The organism is Mesorhizobium sp. M3A.F.Ca.ET.080.04.2.1 (assembly GCF_003952525.1).
Taxonomy (GTDB): Bacteria; Pseudomonadota; Alphaproteobacteria; order Rhizobiales; family Rhizobiaceae; genus Mesorhizobium.
The window spans coordinates 5,860,221-5,876,746 of the sequence record NZ_CP034451.1 but is presented as its reverse complement, the minus strand read 5'-3'; the positions used below and the strand labels follow the sequence as shown (position 1 = coordinate 5,876,746).

General features: G+C 57.0%; 14 protein-coding genes and 1 tRNA gene. 7 read left to right on the top strand and 8 right to left on the bottom strand.

What is annotated here, in order from left to right:
* Positions 1 to 129 precede the first annotated feature (129 nt).
* A complete protein-coding gene (locus tag EJ074_RS28045) occupies positions 130 to 1,389 on the top strand; it encodes a YcbK family protein (protein WP_245420404.1) in 1,260 nt (419 codons plus the stop codon).
* A gap of 156 nt (positions 1,390 to 1,545) precedes the next feature.
* Positions 1,546 to 1,620: transfer RNA gene (locus EJ074_RS28040), tRNA-Glu, on the top strand.
* 19 nt (positions 1,621 to 1,639) lie between these two features.
* Here the strand turns inward: EJ074_RS28040 and EJ074_RS28035 are convergent.
* Positions 1,640 to 2,359 carry a DUF4145 domain-containing protein gene (locus tag EJ074_RS28035; protein WP_165350027.1) on the bottom strand — a complete coding sequence of 240 codons (720 nt, stop codon included), beginning with the start codon at positions 2,357 to 2,359 and terminating at the stop codon, positions 1,640 to 1,642.
* A 299-nt stretch (positions 2,360 to 2,658) separates the two neighbouring features.
* Between EJ074_RS28035 and EJ074_RS28030 the strand changes: the two genes are divergently transcribed.
* Positions 2,659 to 3,369, top strand: coding sequence for a hypothetical protein (locus EJ074_RS28030; RefSeq protein WP_129553926.1), 711 nt, complete (start codon positions 2,659 to 2,661; stop codon positions 3,367 to 3,369).
* A 4-nt stretch (positions 3,370 to 3,373) separates the two neighbouring features.
* Positions 3,374 to 4,441 carry an XRE family transcriptional regulator gene (locus tag EJ074_RS28025; protein WP_129553925.1) on the top strand — a complete coding sequence of 356 codons (1,068 nt, stop codon included), beginning with the start codon at positions 3,374 to 3,376 and terminating at the stop codon, positions 4,439 to 4,441.
* A gap of 54 nt (positions 4,442 to 4,495) precedes the next feature.
* On the opposite strand, the gene EJ074_RS28020 is transcribed toward EJ074_RS28025, so the two are convergent.
* The 4 genes from EJ074_RS28020 to EJ074_RS28005 form a co-directional block, all read right to left on the bottom strand.
* On the bottom strand, positions 4,496 to 6,754 hold the full coding sequence (locus EJ074_RS28020) for a CHAT domain-containing protein (protein WP_129553924.1): 2,259 nt from the start codon (positions 6,752 to 6,754) through the stop codon (positions 4,496 to 4,498).
* 249 nt (positions 6,755 to 7,003) lie between these two features.
* Positions 7,004 to 7,693: a hypothetical protein gene (locus tag EJ074_RS28015; RefSeq protein ID WP_129553923.1), complete on the bottom strand. Its 690-nt coding sequence runs from the start codon at positions 7,691 to 7,693 to the stop codon at positions 7,004 to 7,006.
* Positions 7,694 to 7,792: 99 nt separating this feature from the next.
* The gene (locus EJ074_RS28010; protein ID WP_129553922.1) at positions 7,793 to 9,229 is read right to left on the bottom strand and encodes a hypothetical protein; all 1,437 of its coding nucleotides are present in this window, start codon (positions 9,227 to 9,229) and stop codon (positions 7,793 to 7,795) included.
* Positions 9,226 to 9,642 (bottom strand): hypothetical protein, encoded by a 417-nt coding sequence (locus EJ074_RS28005; protein WP_245454756.1) that lies wholly within the window; start codon positions 9,640 to 9,642, stop codon positions 9,226 to 9,228. Before EJ074_RS28005 ends, EJ074_RS28010 begins: the two co-directional genes overlap by 4 nt.
* Before the next feature lie 618 nt (positions 9,643 to 10,260).
* On the opposite strand from EJ074_RS28005, the gene EJ074_RS28000 reads away from it, so the two are divergent.
* The 3 genes from EJ074_RS28000 (at position 10,261) to EJ074_RS27990 (ending at position 13,012) form a co-directional block, all read left to right on the top strand.
* Positions 10,261 to 10,731 (top strand): hypothetical protein, encoded by a 471-nt coding sequence (locus EJ074_RS28000; protein WP_129553921.1) that lies wholly within the window; start codon positions 10,261 to 10,263, stop codon positions 10,729 to 10,731.
* Positions 10,728 to 11,345, top strand: a complete 618-nt coding sequence (locus tag EJ074_RS27995) for a hypothetical protein (RefSeq protein WP_129553920.1) — start codon at positions 10,728 to 10,730, stop codon at positions 11,343 to 11,345. Before EJ074_RS28000 ends, EJ074_RS27995 begins: the two co-directional genes overlap by 4 nt.
* 251 nt (positions 11,346 to 11,596) lie before the next feature.
* Entirely contained in the window at positions 11,597 to 13,012 is a 1,416-nt protein-coding gene (locus EJ074_RS27990) for a caspase family protein (RefSeq protein ID WP_165350026.1), read from the top strand.
* A 228-nt stretch (positions 13,013 to 13,240) separates the two neighbouring features.
* On the opposite strand, the gene EJ074_RS27985 is transcribed toward EJ074_RS27990, so the two are convergent.
* The 3 genes from EJ074_RS27985 to EJ074_RS27975 form a co-directional block, all read right to left on the bottom strand.
* Complete coding sequence (locus EJ074_RS27985) at positions 13,241 to 13,744, bottom strand: hypothetical protein (protein ID WP_129553918.1); 504 nt, start codon at positions 13,742 to 13,744, stop codon at positions 13,241 to 13,243.
* Between the two features lie 248 nt (positions 13,745 to 13,992).
* On the bottom strand, positions 13,993 to 16,074 hold the full coding sequence (locus tag EJ074_RS27980) for an AAA family ATPase (protein ID WP_129553917.1): 2,082 nt from the start codon (positions 16,072 to 16,074) through the stop codon (positions 13,993 to 13,995).
* Positions 16,064 to 16,525, bottom strand: coding sequence for a hypothetical protein (locus EJ074_RS27975; RefSeq protein WP_129553916.1), 462 nt, complete (start codon positions 16,523 to 16,525; stop codon positions 16,064 to 16,066). Before EJ074_RS27975 ends, EJ074_RS27980 begins: the two co-directional genes overlap by 11 nt.
* Position 16,526 lies beyond the last annotated feature (1 nt).

Genomic DNA, 16,526 nt, shown 5'->3' with positions numbered 1-16,526 from the left:
AGAACAAATCCGAGGCTTGCAGATTCGATGCAGATCCCGTTTCCGGTTCGGGAACAGGACGTCATTGCCGCAGGTGCAGGGGTGCCGCGGCGATGATGAGCGGACCGGATACCGAGGGGGATTTTTATTTTGAAATCAGTAGGTTGGCGTCTCGCACGAAGGGAAAGCCGCAGCATCGCGGCCGCACTCTTCTCCGTGCTTCTGGCCTCCTGCACCTCGACTACCGACCCCACCCTGTCGGTCGTCACGCCGGGCTATAATACAACTGCCGGCGAGATGAGCGCAGCTTCCAGCGCCAAGACGGCGACCACCACCGATTCGTCGCTGCAGGTGACGTCCGCCTCCTCGGAAGCGACATCGACCGTGATGAGCGAAGGCGACACGCCTTTGCCGGAAAAGGTGGCCTATGTGCCCGTGACCAACCCCCAGGCCACATTCCCGATCGCGGTGCCCGCCGGCGCAAGCACAGTCGCCGGAAACACGCCGGAACCGCTGGTTCCATCGGCGCAGACGGCCGACGAGACGAAGGCCGTCGCCCAGCAGGTTGCCGCCGGCGATGCCGCTGCGATTGCTTCGCAGGCGCAGGCAACCACGCAAGCAATGAGCAATGGCGTCTATGTGACCGCGGGCGATGCCCCGCAGGCGCAGATCGCCGCGCCGAAGAAGGGCCTCTTTGCCTCGCTGTTCAGCACCACGCCGGCGGCCGCGGCGCCCGCGCCCCTGGTCAACACGCGTGCCGGCGACCAGCCCTCGGCTCAGGCCAAGACCACGCCGCCGCCGGCAAAGCCGATCATCAACCTCGCTTCGGCGACACCGGCCGAAAAGCCGGTGCAACTCGCCTCGCTCGGCGATGAAAGCGGCCACATCACTGGCGCCGACGCCTTGCCCGGCGTTCGCCGGACCGCGCTGTTCGAGATCAAGCGCAAATCCGGCATCGACGACGAGAGCGACGTTGACCTCAACGAGGATGAAGGCGGTGCTTACCAGGTTGCTTCTGCCGCCGGCATGGCCAGGCTTGCACCCAACGGCCTGCTCAAGCAGAACGAGAGCGTCGACGTCGCCTGCCTCAAGCCGTCGCTGGTGCGCGTGCTGAAGACGATCGAGGGCCATTTCGGCCGCAAGATGATCGTCACCTCCGGCTATCGCGACCCGGCCCGCAACCGCCGCGCCAACGGCGCCAAGAACTCGCTGCACATGTATTGCGCCGCCGCCGACATCCAGGTGCCCGGCGTCTCCAAGTGGGAACTGGCAAGCTACGTCCGCACCATGCCCGGCCGCGGCGGCGTCGGCACCTACTGCCACACCGAATCCGTCCATGTCGACGTCGGCCCCGAGCGCGACTGGAACTGGCGCTGCCGCCGGCGTGCCAGCGGTGGCGACGACGGGTAGTCTTTCGGTGCCACTGCCCGCAGTTTGCCTGCATCGAAAACAGTGCGCATCGCTGAAACAAAGGCGTTCCAACCGGTTTGGAAAAAAGTTGTCGCATCTGACGGCAGATGGGTTGCCGGTTGCGAACAACGCAATTATAAGCCGCTTCGTCTGAGCGCGCCCATCGTCTAGCGGTTAGGACACCGCCCTTTCACGGCGGTAACAGGGGTTCGATTCCCCTTGGGCGTACCAGAATTTTCAGTAAATACAGCTACTTGGCTATCTCCGGCAGGTCCGCGGCTGCGACCTGAGTTAATTCTGGGGTAATATGGGAATCAATAGATGGCGTCGGATTCGAATCGAGCGAAGGGGCCCTGGTCCTTCCTGTCCTTTGTTTTGTTGGCCTGACGGGCACGAATGCGTTCATCATCGCAACTTTGGCGTCGAGCCGCTTCTTTAGCGCGGGCGTGACGAACGCATCGTGGATGAACTGCTCCAGAACATCCATCATTGTGTTCAGGTCGTCGGCGCCAGGCTTCCATCCCCGATGTACCGAAGCGCTGCCGGCGTCGACGAGCGCTCCCAGCCTAGTCTGATCAACTGAGCCAATGTGACCCGCGTCGACCAGCCCTTTCAACTTTGCCTGAAAGGAAAGATTGGGATCGATCCCCAGCAGCTCCGATGCAATGTCGAATGAGGTCCGCATGCCTATGGCAGCTAGTGTGTTCAGTTCGCTGTCTAGAGCCCCGTAAAGTTCAAGCAGCGATTCGCCCAGGGGGCCAGTCCCCTCAATGTGAATGCCGACCCCAGACATCCAGTCTGGCCTCTTCCTTTTTGTCTGAGCTGGCCACGTCTTAGTTACCTCCAGATAGTCAGTGATCGTCTCGCCCCCACGGCCGTAAGAATAGTCAACGTCCTCAGAATTGGAGCTTATGGTCTGAGCAAAGACGTGCTCGCAGCCTCTGCACTCCAACAGATACCATTCGGTCATCCAGTCATAGTTTTCGTCGCCGCCGCGCTGAACATGGTGCCCACGTACATCGCAATTACGAACACCACCGCATTGCGAGCAGTGTGCCTTGATGACGGTTTCTTGTACGGGCTGGGATGTCATTTCAGTTTACTCTGCGGTTTGGCCGAATACGGTCAGCGTATTAGAACCAGCCACGTACGGAAAATCAACGGCTCCCCGGGCCGACGTGCCGCCCCGGCGTCGGCGTGAGCATGGCATGATACCACAGCGCCGCGCCGAGATGGTGAAGAAGCCGTTGGGGAAAGCCCAGACCGCAGTTGACCGCGATAATTTTTTCCTCCACATATGAGGCAGGAAAAATTATCGAGGATTCGCGCTCTATGCTTGCCTCTCGTATCTACTCGGAAGAATGGGAAATCGACGCACGGCTTGCTTCTGGTTTCGGTGTTACTCGCGACGATCTAGTCGACGTGATCCGCAACACGCTGGCCGAACGTTCTAGCTCGGTTGAGGTTGATCCCATCAACGCGCCCGGCCAGCTGGCATACATTGCTGGTACGCGGCATATGCGTTGGCTGTTCATGTCAAAGGGCTTTGTCATCAGCCGAGACCGCAATGTCGAATCCGTCATAAATCCGGCGACCGGCATGAAGATCGCCTATCAGAATGTTGACCTTGCCTGCGCCCAGCGCGCGCCCCGCGCCATTTCCGGCAAAAAAGCTGGCTCAGCGAAGATCATTGGAGATGCACAAGGCTTGCTGTTCCCCCGTCCCGGCGATTTGCCGGAGGCAGTCGATCCCGAACTCGTTAAGGGGCTTAAGAGCGCAGTGTGGTATCTCTGCGCATCCTTCGATGGTGACGACATTCGCGCAGAGCTGTCCTTGCCGGCATCGGTGAAGGATGGAAACTTTTACGGTTTCCTAGAGCGGATCTTCATTATCCGTGGTGGAGATTGGGGTGGTTTTGAGTCTCGCAGCCATGACGACGACGGCCCGGTCAATGTCGAGCCTGTGATTTCCCGAAGGTAGTCAAATGTTCAATCTGGGAAGGCTTGAACTGGCCCGAAAGCGCCGCCGGTTTACCGCAAAGATTCTCGCAGAGCGATCGGGCATCGCTCCCGTAACTCTATCTCGCGTTGTCAACGGCAAGCAGGTGCCCGACGAAGATACGATCTCGAAACTGGTAAAGGCCTTGGCATTCCCAGCGGAATTTTTCGAAAAGGATACTGCCGACGAGATTAATGTCGACGCCGCCAGCTTCCGAAGCCTCACAACTATGACGGCCAGGGAACGAGACGCGGCGCTCGCAGCCGGAGCGCTGGCATTCGAAGTCGCGGACTGGCTCAACTCCGAGTATCAACTCCCCGAGCCCGATTTGCTCGACCTAAGCCATGAACGGAACCCGACCGCTGCCGCGCGCACGCTGCGACAATATTGGGCTATCGGTGAAAAGCCAATTGGCCACATGATAAAGTTCATCGAAACAAAAGGCATCCGTGTGTTCTCGCTTGCTGAAAGCACAAAGAACGTCGATGCTTTTTCGGTCTGGAGAAATAGCGAACCGTTTATATTTCTTAATACCTTTAAGACTGCAGAAAGAAGCAGATTTGACGCCGCACATGAGCTTGGCCATCTAATTTTGCATAAGCACGGAGGTCCAAATCAACGTTCTGCCGAGATGGAAGCCAATGAGTTTGCAAGTTCTTTTCTTATGCCGAGCGCTGATGTTAGGTCTCAGATACCATATATTGGCAGCCTATCTCAAATCATCTCGGCAAAGAGGCGATGGGGTGTTTCGGCGGCTGCACTCTGTTATCGCCTGCATAAAATGGGAATTATCACCGAGTGGCAGAACAGAACCTTCTGTATTCAACTCAACCAACGCTATCGAAACTCCGAACCAAATGGCATCCCTTCTGAGAGATCATCCATCTGGCAGATGGTTCTGCAAGACCTCTGGCGACGCGGTTCAACCCGTTCGAAGATTGCAAAGGAACTACATCTTCCCGAGTCGGAACTTGAGAACCTAATCTTTGGCCTAACTTCTGACAATTCGCCGCCGAGGCAAGATGGTTCACAAAACATACGCGTTGTAAAATGAACTCACCGCGCCTAACCCCAGCGCCGCTCAAAACGGAGTCGGGGGAGCGACAGTCTAGCTCACATTCTCTTGGTCCAGAGCCGCGACACTTTCCGTCCATTTCTTGAGGTTCTCAGCTGAATTAATCAAAATTGTTTCCGGGCGGCCAAGGTGGAGATAGCTTATGGTGCTCGACGTAGCGATCGCCGTGTGAATTTCTCGATCCAGTTCGCTCTCGGAAATGCCGTAGTCGAGAAGAGCCCGACGTATATGCAAGAAGGGGTCGTCGAGGTCGGAATCGGCAAGCCAATGCATCTGCTGGAACATGTTTCTGGCGTCCGCTTCGACGATCAGGCGCTGCGCTTCCAAATGGCGAATGATATCCGTCGTGAGTTGGCGGCGCAGCATACCCGAAACCACTTCAAGCCACGTCAATGAGCGTTGGAATCGGTCGACAGCTGCTGGAATATAGTCGGACACTCGGTAGAGAAGCCGAGAGGTGAAAACCGCCGCGTGGAACGCATGCAAGGGGAACACTGATCCCAACACTGAGCGGCAGCCCAGAGCAAGGAAGCCATTTGCCACCGTCGCGTGATTGCGATCAGCCGCATGTGTGTCACAGGCGCTCAGGATGACAATAGGCGGCGGGCGGCGGATTTCTCCTCCCAATCCCCAGACGTCGACTGCCTCTTCACCGAGCCACAAAACACCGGGCTCGTCCGGCCTATGGGAACCATGGCCGTCGAAGACCATTAGCATACCTTCGAATGCATTGATCGCCTCAACTAAAGCTCGCCGAGACGCCACCCGCACAAACTTGATACGCAGCCTGTCGCGCCATTGTTTGCCGAATATTTCGAAGGCTATTTTGAATTGCCGAGCAATGATGTCTGCCTCTGGCAGACCGCTCACGACGAGAATGTCCCGGAACTGCTCAGGTGTCGCGTGGATCGGCACTGGCGTTGAGAGCGTATCGATAAACAAATTCCCGGGTGTGACCGGTATCCGAGATACGTTGTGCCGAAGGCCTAATGGGATGCCCCTAACGTCTAGCCATTCGACATGAGCATCGGAGATAACTCGGATGCCGTCCCGAGACCGCGCCAGCAGCGCCTGCAAGTCATCGGGAAAACACTCCGCGATGGCACGTTGCACGCTTCGAAACAACTCACTTCGCTTCAGCATCTGTGGCCGATCGGCGCGGTAGTGCTGGGCGAATTGGCGAACAAGACCTCGCGTGCGATTCATTCTGTTGGGCAGCCTTACTACTCCGCCAATTTCTGAGGTAGCGAGACAAGCGACGGCTTCAGTTCCGAGCCACACTTCGAGCTGTCTCATTCTCATGATGGGATTTGGAGTTGGCCTTTTGCGTTGAATAAGCACCTCGTCGGTGAGGCCGAGTATCGCCTTCTTTTCGGCTTCCGACGACGCTTCGAAGCTGTAGCCGACTTGCTTGTCCAAGATGCGCAGAACAGCTTGCATGTCTCGCCTTACCCCACGATCCAAGTCGCGTCTCAACGACAGTGCTTTGAGATCGTAAGTTGCGGGAAGATATAGATTTAGGTCGGGCGAGCGCGGGTAGACCTGATTCAAGCGACTTGGCGGGTTCGCCTCGCGTTCATCGAAAACTGAGTTTGTAGTTAGTACAATCTGTTCGATATGCGCTTTCTCACCCTGATGATGCCGCGAAAAGGGCTTCTCCCCTATGCCCACATAGCCACAGGCTCGAAGAACCGCGACGTTTGGCAAGATGGTGCCGTGTCCACCTATTTCATAAGGAAGGCGGCGTTCGGCTGGCTCTACCCAAGAAGCAATGGCCGCCTCCGCCACCGCGACATTCTCGATAGTACCCAGGACGTTCAGTAGCCCACATACTTCAAGAAATCGCGCCCGCACAGCCTGAAGAGACAAATCGGAATAGGCGATCTGCCCCCCGCTTTCAGCCACCAGCGTAACGGGCCCCGGGCACTTGGCCAACCATTCCTCATAGTCAATTACCTTTTCGCTCCGATCGAGCAAAATGATTGTAAAAGCGGCCTCGAGCGGGTGGGGTTGGGACGTCAGCGCGCGAGGTGACTGCCCGTACCAATTGATCGGCGCTTGGCCGGCAATGCGGCGCGCGATTCGAAAAGGAAACACTGTGGGGGTTAGCTCAAAGATATCGGTGGGCATTTGCTGGAAGAATTCAAGCAGCCGGCTTTTTTCGCAGAGGCTGTAGGCAAATCCCTGAAACGGTGTTGCGTTTTCTGGCTGTCCGTCTGGGATGCTAACGAGGAAGCGGATCTTTGGATCGAGCGAGATGCGGGGGATGCTCACTAGTGATTTACTCGCCATTCCGCAGAACCATCTTTACACGAACTGTCATTTCGAACTACTTCCACGACGATGCCGGCCGAAACTCTGGAAGGCTTTGGCCCGAAACCATCGTTGCGAAAATTCGATTACTCCGGAGAAGCTTTCTAGATTTTAACCAGAGGCAACAGATTAGCGAATGTCTGGCCTTCGGCACCAAGGTTGGATGAATGGTACCGCGCTACCTGCTAACTGTGCCGGGCAATAATGATTTCTGACTGGCGTAACACCCTAAGCTATTTCATCGGCGCCGGGCTCGCGATTATCGCGGACTTGCCCGTCCCCGTCCAGCCTCGTGTCCGTTCTTGCGACTATCATTCTTCTCGCCGCGGCGGCGGCCCGATGCAACTCCTCCAAAGCGTCTTCAGCGTCTTTGCGTAGCTGTACCTGCTCAGGATGGAGTGCAGAGCGAGAACGGTCTCTGATCACATTGAGCCCCTCGTCCGCAAGCCCGGAGAGAAAGCCGGGGGCATGGAGCACGGCCCCGACTAGCCGAGCATCGTCAAGGTGGTTCAATACAAAGCCGGCGGGATTCTGCTGTGCTCTCACGTGAGCGCGAAGCTCCTGCGCAAGCGCAACTTCGGCTAGACCGGCGGGCGGCTTTGGGAGGTCGATCATCCCGGCCTCGAACAATGAGAGGGCGCTGGCAACGGCCGATTCGGCCGATCTTTGGGGTGCAAAGTCGACCAATTCCCCTAAAGCTCGACGGGCGATATCAACCCGCTTGCGCGCAATTCCTTCAAGGCTGAGGTCAGGATCCTGTTCCACCACCTTGCAATTGGCATCCACGGCAGCGACGAGCATGCGGATCGCATCTACCGCCTTCTTAAGCTTTTCCCAGTGAATTGCCGTGCTTGGCCACCGGATTGCAGCCGGCGCAATGCGCGCTGCGATATCGAGTTCTGTAATCTGCTTCGGCATTCCGGATTCCTCTCCTAGAAATAAAGTTCAGCAGAACCGCATTGCTGCGCTCTCCGACGACCCACCGTCGGAGGTAGCGGCTTGGCGCGGATAGTCCCATCAGACTTCGCTCCACGAGATGGGGCCACAGTTGCCATAGCCGCCGATCGCTCCGACCATCACAACGGCCTTTGCAGCCGAAGGTGCGAGCGCTAAGGCCCCCGCGACGGCGTTTGCTAGATCGTCATGGCCGCCCGAGGGATGATCGACGATGTCACGTCCGCTCCTGCTGGTTCGCCTTTCCAGACTGACCAGTTGGCTCTCCAAACGGGGGACGTCGAGAAGCTCCACGCGCTGTGAGTTGATCGCCGGAACGAGAGCCAGGTAAAGATCGGAACGGTTCTGCTCGGACAGGCGGTACTCGACGCCGTGGCGCCGAAATAGTTCGCGCGGAAACTCGCCTCCGTAGCGGTCACCGGTGACGGAACGAATACCATAGGAGCGGATTACCGCCGCGAAGGTGGCGACGACAGCCTCGGGCGAGAACGGGGGCCTTACCTCGCGGACGGCATCCAGAATAGCATCGTCTCCGTGCGCGTGCGCGATTGCCAGCGTCATGCTGTCCGCGCTACCCCCCGATGGATCGACGAAGGCTGCGTATCGTGCATGCCCCATCGGCGGACGCTCCAGTATGCCGGGGGAGACGCATTCCGCGACCGACTCGCGAGTGAGTAGCATCTCCATATCAGTGCGGAACTCGGCCAAGTATTCCGCGCGAGCGGACACAGCGTCCCGACTCATCGCCTCGTCGATGACGGACGGCGGCACTGACGGGTTCATTTCTAGCGTGGTGGCTCGCCAGACAAGTGGACCGGCCTCCTGTCCCCAGTACCGGCGGAATGCATCCCACAGCGCACCGCGTCGCGCGTAGGGGCTCGACGCACACAAGAGCATGGCGCCGGGTATAGTCACCAAGCCAGGTCGGATAGCGTCCAAGATGGCATAGTCGGGCTCGGCGCTATCGTCGGTGCGCCAAAACGCAAGCTCGTCGCACAGCACGGCGGCCAGCGTGTAGCCTCGCGTCGAACGATGAGAAGCGGTCCCAACCTCGATCGTCACGGAGTTGTTGAGATCGAATGCCTCGGCCGTCTCGTTTTTCACCATCCTCGATAGGATTGGGATGTTCGTCAGAAGACCCCGGACATAGCGCATGATCATGCGGGCCTGTTTCCGGTCCGCAGCTATGACAAGGATCGTGGCACGCTCACCGGGCTGAAGGTGATGGCGATACTGGCGAAAGCAGGCAAGGTATACGGCAATCAGCGCCATTACGAAGCTCTTCCCGCCGCGTCGCCCAACGACGAGCCAAGATTCAGTCACTGGATCAGATGGCGGATTCAGCCGCCCGGTGTGATGCCGAAACAGGGCCAACTGTTCGTCGTCCAACGGCAAGCCGAACAACACCGCTAGGTAGACAAACCACACATTCCAACTTGCCTGGCGGCGGAACCACGGGCCGAACAAATTGGAATCGGCGCACGCCTGCAGGATATTCATGCCTCCTCCTGAGCGACGGCGCGTATGTATTCATCGATCGTTGGCGTGATGTCGCGCGACCTTCGCTGAAGGTCGTTCATGTCGAGCAGGCGGCGGAGGGTATTTGCCAGGCGCGAGTACAAGCTGAGGCTATCAAGGCCTGGCCCCGCCTCCCCGGCGAGCGCGAAGAAGCGCTCTAGCCGCTCCATCTCGACCGTTATAGCGGCGGCACGCCTGATAATGCTCTTCTCAGCCTCGCTGCAGGCTTCGACGCCTCCAAGGTCGGAGACATGGAGAGCCATCACGTCGCGCATGCGGCGAACCCAGAACGTACGACCATCGACGCCGGGCAGAAGGTCCTTCCCGTTCGTGACGCGCGAGCGATGGGTCGCCGGATAGACCGGTCGCACGCCCGAAGGGGCGGCGCTCGTCACTTCGGCGCTCCTCTTCCTGCTTGGAACGCGATCCATCCAGCCCTGTAACTGCGAAGGAGTTGCCTTAGTGCAGCTCGAATATCTCCCACCTCTTCGGCGAAAGCCCCGACGGTCATTCGGTCGTGATACAAACGGACCGCGCGAGGATGCAGCACCCGGATGAGATCGTTGGCGCCAACGCCTGAAACCAACATCCCCTGCCCTTCGGCCGCTCTGGGCCTAGCGCCCCGCGACCTACCGCGTTTGCCCCATGCCACATCGGGGCGAGCGGAGGGGTAAGTACGTGCCATATTTACCTCCATATTAACTGACGAAGGTAAGTATAGCGTGCCGATCCGATCTAAGTAATTGATTATCTTAGCTTTTGGAGACTAGCGTGGGCTATCCGTTTCCGCCCGGTAGGGGCGGACGCCCGCGCCAAAATATCTAATCGATGGGTAGCGCCGAGCGGCGAGCATGGGCCCAGAAAACTCGCGGCCTTTACTTAGCGACCCAAGGGCGCCCTTCTGCTGTTTACTCCACTGTTTCAACCTCATTGCCGAAATGATGTCGGGGCGGTATCTCTAAATCAAACACGGCGTCGGGGTGGTGGTTGTGGCACGGGGCAGAATTTGGCCGTTGATCGTCTTATTGATCGCAATGGGACTCTCGTTGATTCCGATCTTCCGCTTTTGGCACACGCCGATAGGTGGCATTTGTGCGCCGAGTTCTAGCGAGCAGACAAAACAGACTTTCGACATACTAAATCAAGTGATCGACCTTGATCTAACACTGTGCACCGCGATAATCGGCCTGTGTGCGGCAATACTCCTTGGAATACAAGCGGCGGTCAGGATTACCACTCTAGTCTTCATATTGATTGGCCTCGCCATTCTGGCGATGTCCGAGGCAATATTCTATGCCATATGGTGGAAATTTGCTGTCGCCAATCTCTGGTTTGACGGCTGTGCGGGTCAACTAGATTCCGCGGCACTACAGAACCCCTATGTTGCTCATTTCTGGGCAATGGGTGTCGGTATATTTTTCTTGGCCCTGCTAGTCCTGGCAAAGGCCCTTGAGCGAATGGGCAATCCTACGGTGGAAACATGATGCAGAGAGGTTTTGCGAAACTTATTTCAATTGGTTTGCTGGCACTCGGATTCCCGTTGACCGCAGCCTCCGAGGATCAAAAATACAGTTTCTCGCCGGACGTCGCCCTAACAACTTGGTCAGCGGAAACCGGGATCGTCGTCACAACTGCTTCAAGAAAGACTCTTCTGCTTTTGATCGCGCAACAGTTACCAGAAAGCGGGATGGAAGCAGGAATAAACCCGGACAAGGTAAAGCAGCTTTACGACATGATGGTGGACACAGGGTACATCACTGCCACCCCAGGGGGAAAAACCGGATTTTGGACCAACGGGGAGCTCCGGCTCCCCGTAGAGGGCGCAGAGCTGAAATGGGCAGAAGCAGCATTCTCCCCGGCTGCAGTTTCGCGAATTATAAGCCATAGACCCCGAGTGAAGATCATTGTGAAACCAGTGCCACCGTTGAACTATGTCGTTCGGATAAATGGCGAGGTTGCCCCCTCCACCGAACAAAGCGAATACGTCGTGGACGAGGGCGAGACGATCGTTTTGGTAACGCGAAAAGGCAAGGCTGATTGCCAATGGCAGGGTCCGCTGGCGGTCGGCGACATTCAACAGGTAAGCTGCAAAATGTAATCTCGGGCGAGAATGCGGTTATCAGAATTCAAGTTCGTCCGGGGCGGCGGGGTTCGTGCGAGCCCTTTTTGCACAGCCACCACATCGCACCCGAGCCGCGCGGCAGACAGAGAAACCTGTTAAATGTTAAATGGGACGCGGCTGATTAGATGGATTGACTGGCGGTCCAAAAATCGCGTTAGGATTCGGTTCCCGAATCCAGGTTGGCTCCAAACGGGCACTCTGGTCGTTAGATTAATCAAGGGCCGGTTGTGGCAAATATTGCAATCCTAATTGGCAATGCACAGTACGAGAAACAGAAGCACCTCCCGTGCTGCAAACATGATGTTGCTGCAATTAAGTCAGCTATCGTAGCAACGCAAAAGTTTGACCGAGTTCTAGAGTTGCTTGACGTCAGCGCTGCCGAAATGAAAGAGGCACTTCGCGACGCACTTTCCACCCCTGTGAGCAATGGTGAAGTATTCTTCTATTTTACGGGACACGGGTACCATCACACAACCGACTTCTTCTATTGCGCAAGAGATTTCGATATAGATCGTCCTAATGAGACAGGGTTATCTAATACAGATTTACACTCACTCTTGCGCGCCACTGATCCGGGGTTGGTGGTCAAATTGATTGACGCCTGCAACTCCGGTACGCTGCTTATCAAGTCGGATGCATTCTGGAGAGACGATAAAGCAGCGTTCAAAAAGCTGATCCAAATAGCATCTTGCCTGGACAATCAGAATAGCTTAACCGGTGATCCTCTTAGCCTTTTTACTCAGCAATTCATGAACGTTCTACTTAAGAAAAACGACGGCCCTATATACTACATGGACATAATTGGATCGTTAAGAGACTTATTCATCAACAATAATGATCAAACGCCACACTTTATCAGTCAGTGGACCGGCCGGGAAACCTTTGTTGATGATGCCTCAAAGCTGGCGCTGGTTAGAACCACTCTTGCGCCGCCTGCGTTGAATCCAACTAAGGATGATACCTCGTCAGAAATTTCAAGTGGTGACGAATCCTTGCTTGCAAAATTAAAGGCTATCGAATCTGACTATGCCGACCGCCAGAAGATGGAGGCTTACATTGCTAAACTTTTTTCCACACTAAGAGGCTTATTTACAAACGGGAGCTCTTTTGGGGATTGTTATACCGTTGAGTTCTCTGAGTTTAAGAATTATACGGACGACAGAGATGACGAATTCATCGTCAGATGTTTGAACAAGGAAAATCGACCGGACAATTTTGTATCAGCGGAGATAATAAGAACGCCGATCAAGAAAGATTATTTTTCTGCCATTATGGCGTCAGCGTTTGTTGGCCGAATACCGGGAACTGAGTATGACGAGAAATTTTCCCTAAATCTCAACTGCTCGCTCGATTCAGTACAGATGCAAATAGTCATGACGCCGCTCTTTCGAAGTATAAAGAAGATAACACTTCTCGTTACATGCGCACCTAGTCTTAATAATTGCTATATTTTCGAGGGTCCTCGGATTCATTCTCTGAACGACTGGAACGCTTATGATTCGGTCGGAGTTGAGCTGAAGCGTAGATGGTTTGAAAGAAGTTGGAACTCCGAGCCGACCGAGGTTGCACATTTGATCTTCAACCAGCTCAAAGAGCTAGTGGTCGGCCACATCAAGGCGGTGGTCCGGAGTTCTACGGAATAGCTATGAGAGAATGACTGTGTCCTTCGGCGCGGCAGACTAGGCGCCGACTGCCGCTGCCCCTCCAGGCGGCGCTTATGCGCGCCCGAACTAGCGCCACCGTCGCTGCCACCGCCATCGTGTAGGGTGTCCCTGCGGCCCGAGCGGCGGAGGGCGCGCCGGCCCAATCGACGCTGCGACGGAGGAGAATAACGGGAGTGGGGCGTTAGCAAAGATTTGAGCCGCTGCGTGTCACAGACCGCCCGATTCCCCGGCCTTTGGGAGTTTTTCGTAGTCGATGCTGCAGGTGGGAGTGAGCTTGAAGTATCTATAGTAGATGGAATTTTGGTTCGCTGTGTCACGCCAGTCCGTCGTGTGAAGAACCTCGCCGTCCCGATCGTCGACAGATGCTCCGTAGGCTTCCTTCAACACGTACCTAAGTCTCATGCACTTTCCTTCTGATGCGTTCTGCACATCCAGCCTAACCCCACTCAACCCTTTGGAGTCGAACATATACCTAGCTTCGAAGTTGAACTCCTCGGTCGCGTAGGGACTGCTCAGAAGATGATGGACGCCTTTGCGAGTGATCTCGTCGACGATTTTTGGCTTTGCAGCGGTGCCGCCGGTGGCAACCCTCACTTCCTGCTCAGTCATGCCCCACCGCGTGAACTGCCAGTCCGCACGAGCGGGATATCCAAAGGACATAACTGAGATGACGCTCATGACGAGCAAATACGATAGGCGATAGACATACATTCCGAACCCCCAATCTTTAGCTACGCACTATCTATATTATGAGGGTGAGCACAGCTCCAAGAGACATTAAAGAGGTAACTTCGACTTGGAGCATATCCGACGACCCATTTCGCCGGAAGCGGCCGGAAGCGGTTAAGGACCCTAGGGCCGGTAGCGCCTTACCGCCTTACCTTGTTTCGGTTTGAAAAAAGGTAACCCGGTAAAGGGGGTAGGATTATTGTGTGGGGCCTACCCTACCGCCTTACCGGCTAGATCGGTAGCTCCTCCTGCCTCCCCGGCAGATACCAGAGCCAAGCGCCGTTCTTCCCCGGCGTCTTGTTGCTCTTCACGCCTATCTGATTCTTGGCATTGTCCAATGTGTCTCGGCCAATCCCCTCGGCCTCGGCGAACCGGACCAGCTCGGTCATCGCTACCGGTCCGTCCCGCAGCATGCGTCGCAGTAGAGCAGCCGCCCTGTCCTTCTTGGCCGTCTTTGGCCCCGGCTTCGTGTCGTTGCGATAACCGATCGCCTCATCGGCGGTCATCTGCTTCTTTTCGGCCCAGTGGACGTACGGGGCAACGATCCCTTGGCAGATCTCGCGCGTCGCAACCTCGTAAACCATCGTCTGGTCGGCACTATCGGGACCGATGTTGTTCTTTGCCACCGCAACCAACCGCCGACCGGTTTCGAACTTCTCCTTCCTGCCGTCCTCGTCTTCGACCTCCTCGATCTCCTTCGAAACGATCAGCACTGTCCGCGCCGCCGCAACGAAGGCTACACTGCCGTTCACGCTTCCGATGGCCTCGCGACCGCCGGCCTTGATTAGATGAGTCACGCATACGATTGCGACCCGGTGCGCTTCGGCCAGTCTTTTAAGCGGCTCAAGGACCCCGCGAACGTGCGTGTTACTGTTCGAGTCCATCCTGCCCGTGTTGCCGAGATAGGCTGATATTGGATCGACGATTACAAGCACATAGTCACCATCGTCGAGTTCGCGGTCTAGAGCGTCGATGTCCGTACTTAGATCGAAGGTCCGGTCGCCTTCTTTGGCCCTCACTGCCTCCAGCACCGTGACCGAAGCCGGGTCACCACCTGCGGCAAGCATTCGTGGCAGGATGGTGTCGGCGGGATCGTCCTCCGCCGACAAGACTAGAACCCTTCCTAGCTTCGCGACTCCCTCGTCGAACGGCCATGCGCCTCCGGTCGTGACTTTCGCCGCAATGTACATCGTCAGCTGCGACTTTCCTAAGCCGGGGTGGCCAGCAACGATCGATAGCTTGCCGACGGCGATTCGTCCCGGCCATAGCCACTCGACTGGCACGATGGTGAATTCTGACAGATTCGTAACCACCGGCAGCACCCGCCCGTTGACGAGACGCGGCGGATTGCCCAGTCGCATGCCCTTGTTCAGGTTGTATCGCCAGCACTGGTCGAAGTCGGCGTCGCTCTTTCCTCGTTGATGCCACGCCGCACGCGCTTTCAGCTCGCCGGCGTCAAGGTCCACATTGACGGCATTCGCCCATCGGCCTAGGTCAATAGCTAGCCGAAATAGACTGTTGTCAGCGTCTTTCCGCGGAGCATCGGCCAGCTTGAGCAACTTCGCAGCAAACCACTCATCGAACTCGGAAACCGTTGGAGCGGTTTCAGACGGCTTGCTCTGCCGCGTCGGCAGCGGAGCCGCTATCTGGCCAGGCGCGACCTTTCGGCTCTCAGCCGTGTACAGAAACTCCTCGGCGGTCATCGCCAGGCCGCCCCTCTTCACGGCGAAGCGGTCCGTTTGGTCGCCTCCGAAATAAGGCATGTTTAGCCAGCTCGGCCACTTATGACCGTCGTCGTCAGGGGGCAGTTGGCTTAGGCTTCGCTGCTTCGGAAATACCTCTGTCTTCGGGGGCAAGCCGAGGCAGGCAGCGGTAGCCCTTAGGAAGTCCTGCATCTGCGACGCCGGAACCGGATCGGTCGCGAACAACAGCAGGTGTGCTCCTCCAGACTTCGATCGGCAGATTGTAACAGGAAGTTTGTCTCGCTCGATGATCGCGTTTAGGTCAGAGAGCAATGAAGGGGCAATGTAGTCGTCGACGTCGATCGCGCCCCAGATGCACATGTCATCCGACCGATGCGGCGACACCCCCAGCGGATAGACGCCGGCGAGGTGCCTCCGCCACAGCTCTACCGTCGGTCCAGTTTTGACCGTGCGAGCTGAGCTTTTTATCTCGACCTTTACGCCGGCCTTCGGTGACACAACCTCAAGATGGTTGTATGTGCCGTGGTAATCCTGCGCGCCGGCGAACAAATCTAGAAGGCGCTGTGCCTGATCCGGCTTCGATCGTGTCGAAATCGGATCAGAAGGCATCGTGCCTATCTCCCGGAATAGGCAGGCTATCCATGTCCAGCACGGCCACGGGGTCGTGTCCGGTGGCTTGCAGCACGGCGTAATCGTCCTCTTCGATCGCCCAGAGCAGGGCGACCTCGTACCGGTTGAATTGAACCGCTGGCGCTGCCGGATTCGCGCGTAAGATGGCGCGCTTGCACGTGCGGTCGGCTGCTGCCTCAAGCTGGGCTCGCCGCAGCAGTCCAGCCTCGATTGCTATGCCACGCGCGAGCGCGGCGCACTCCTTCGGAACCACGACCCCGGCATCGTCCAGGCGGTACACCCGGAACCTCGGGCTTTGGTCGTCGAAGCTGTTGAGCGACACCGTCTCGCGAACGCCGCCTTGAACCCGCACCGCAGCCGCCACTCGCTCGAACAATGTACCGTCGACACGGCGGCCGACACGCGTGCGCTCCCTTTCCCTCCTGTTCATG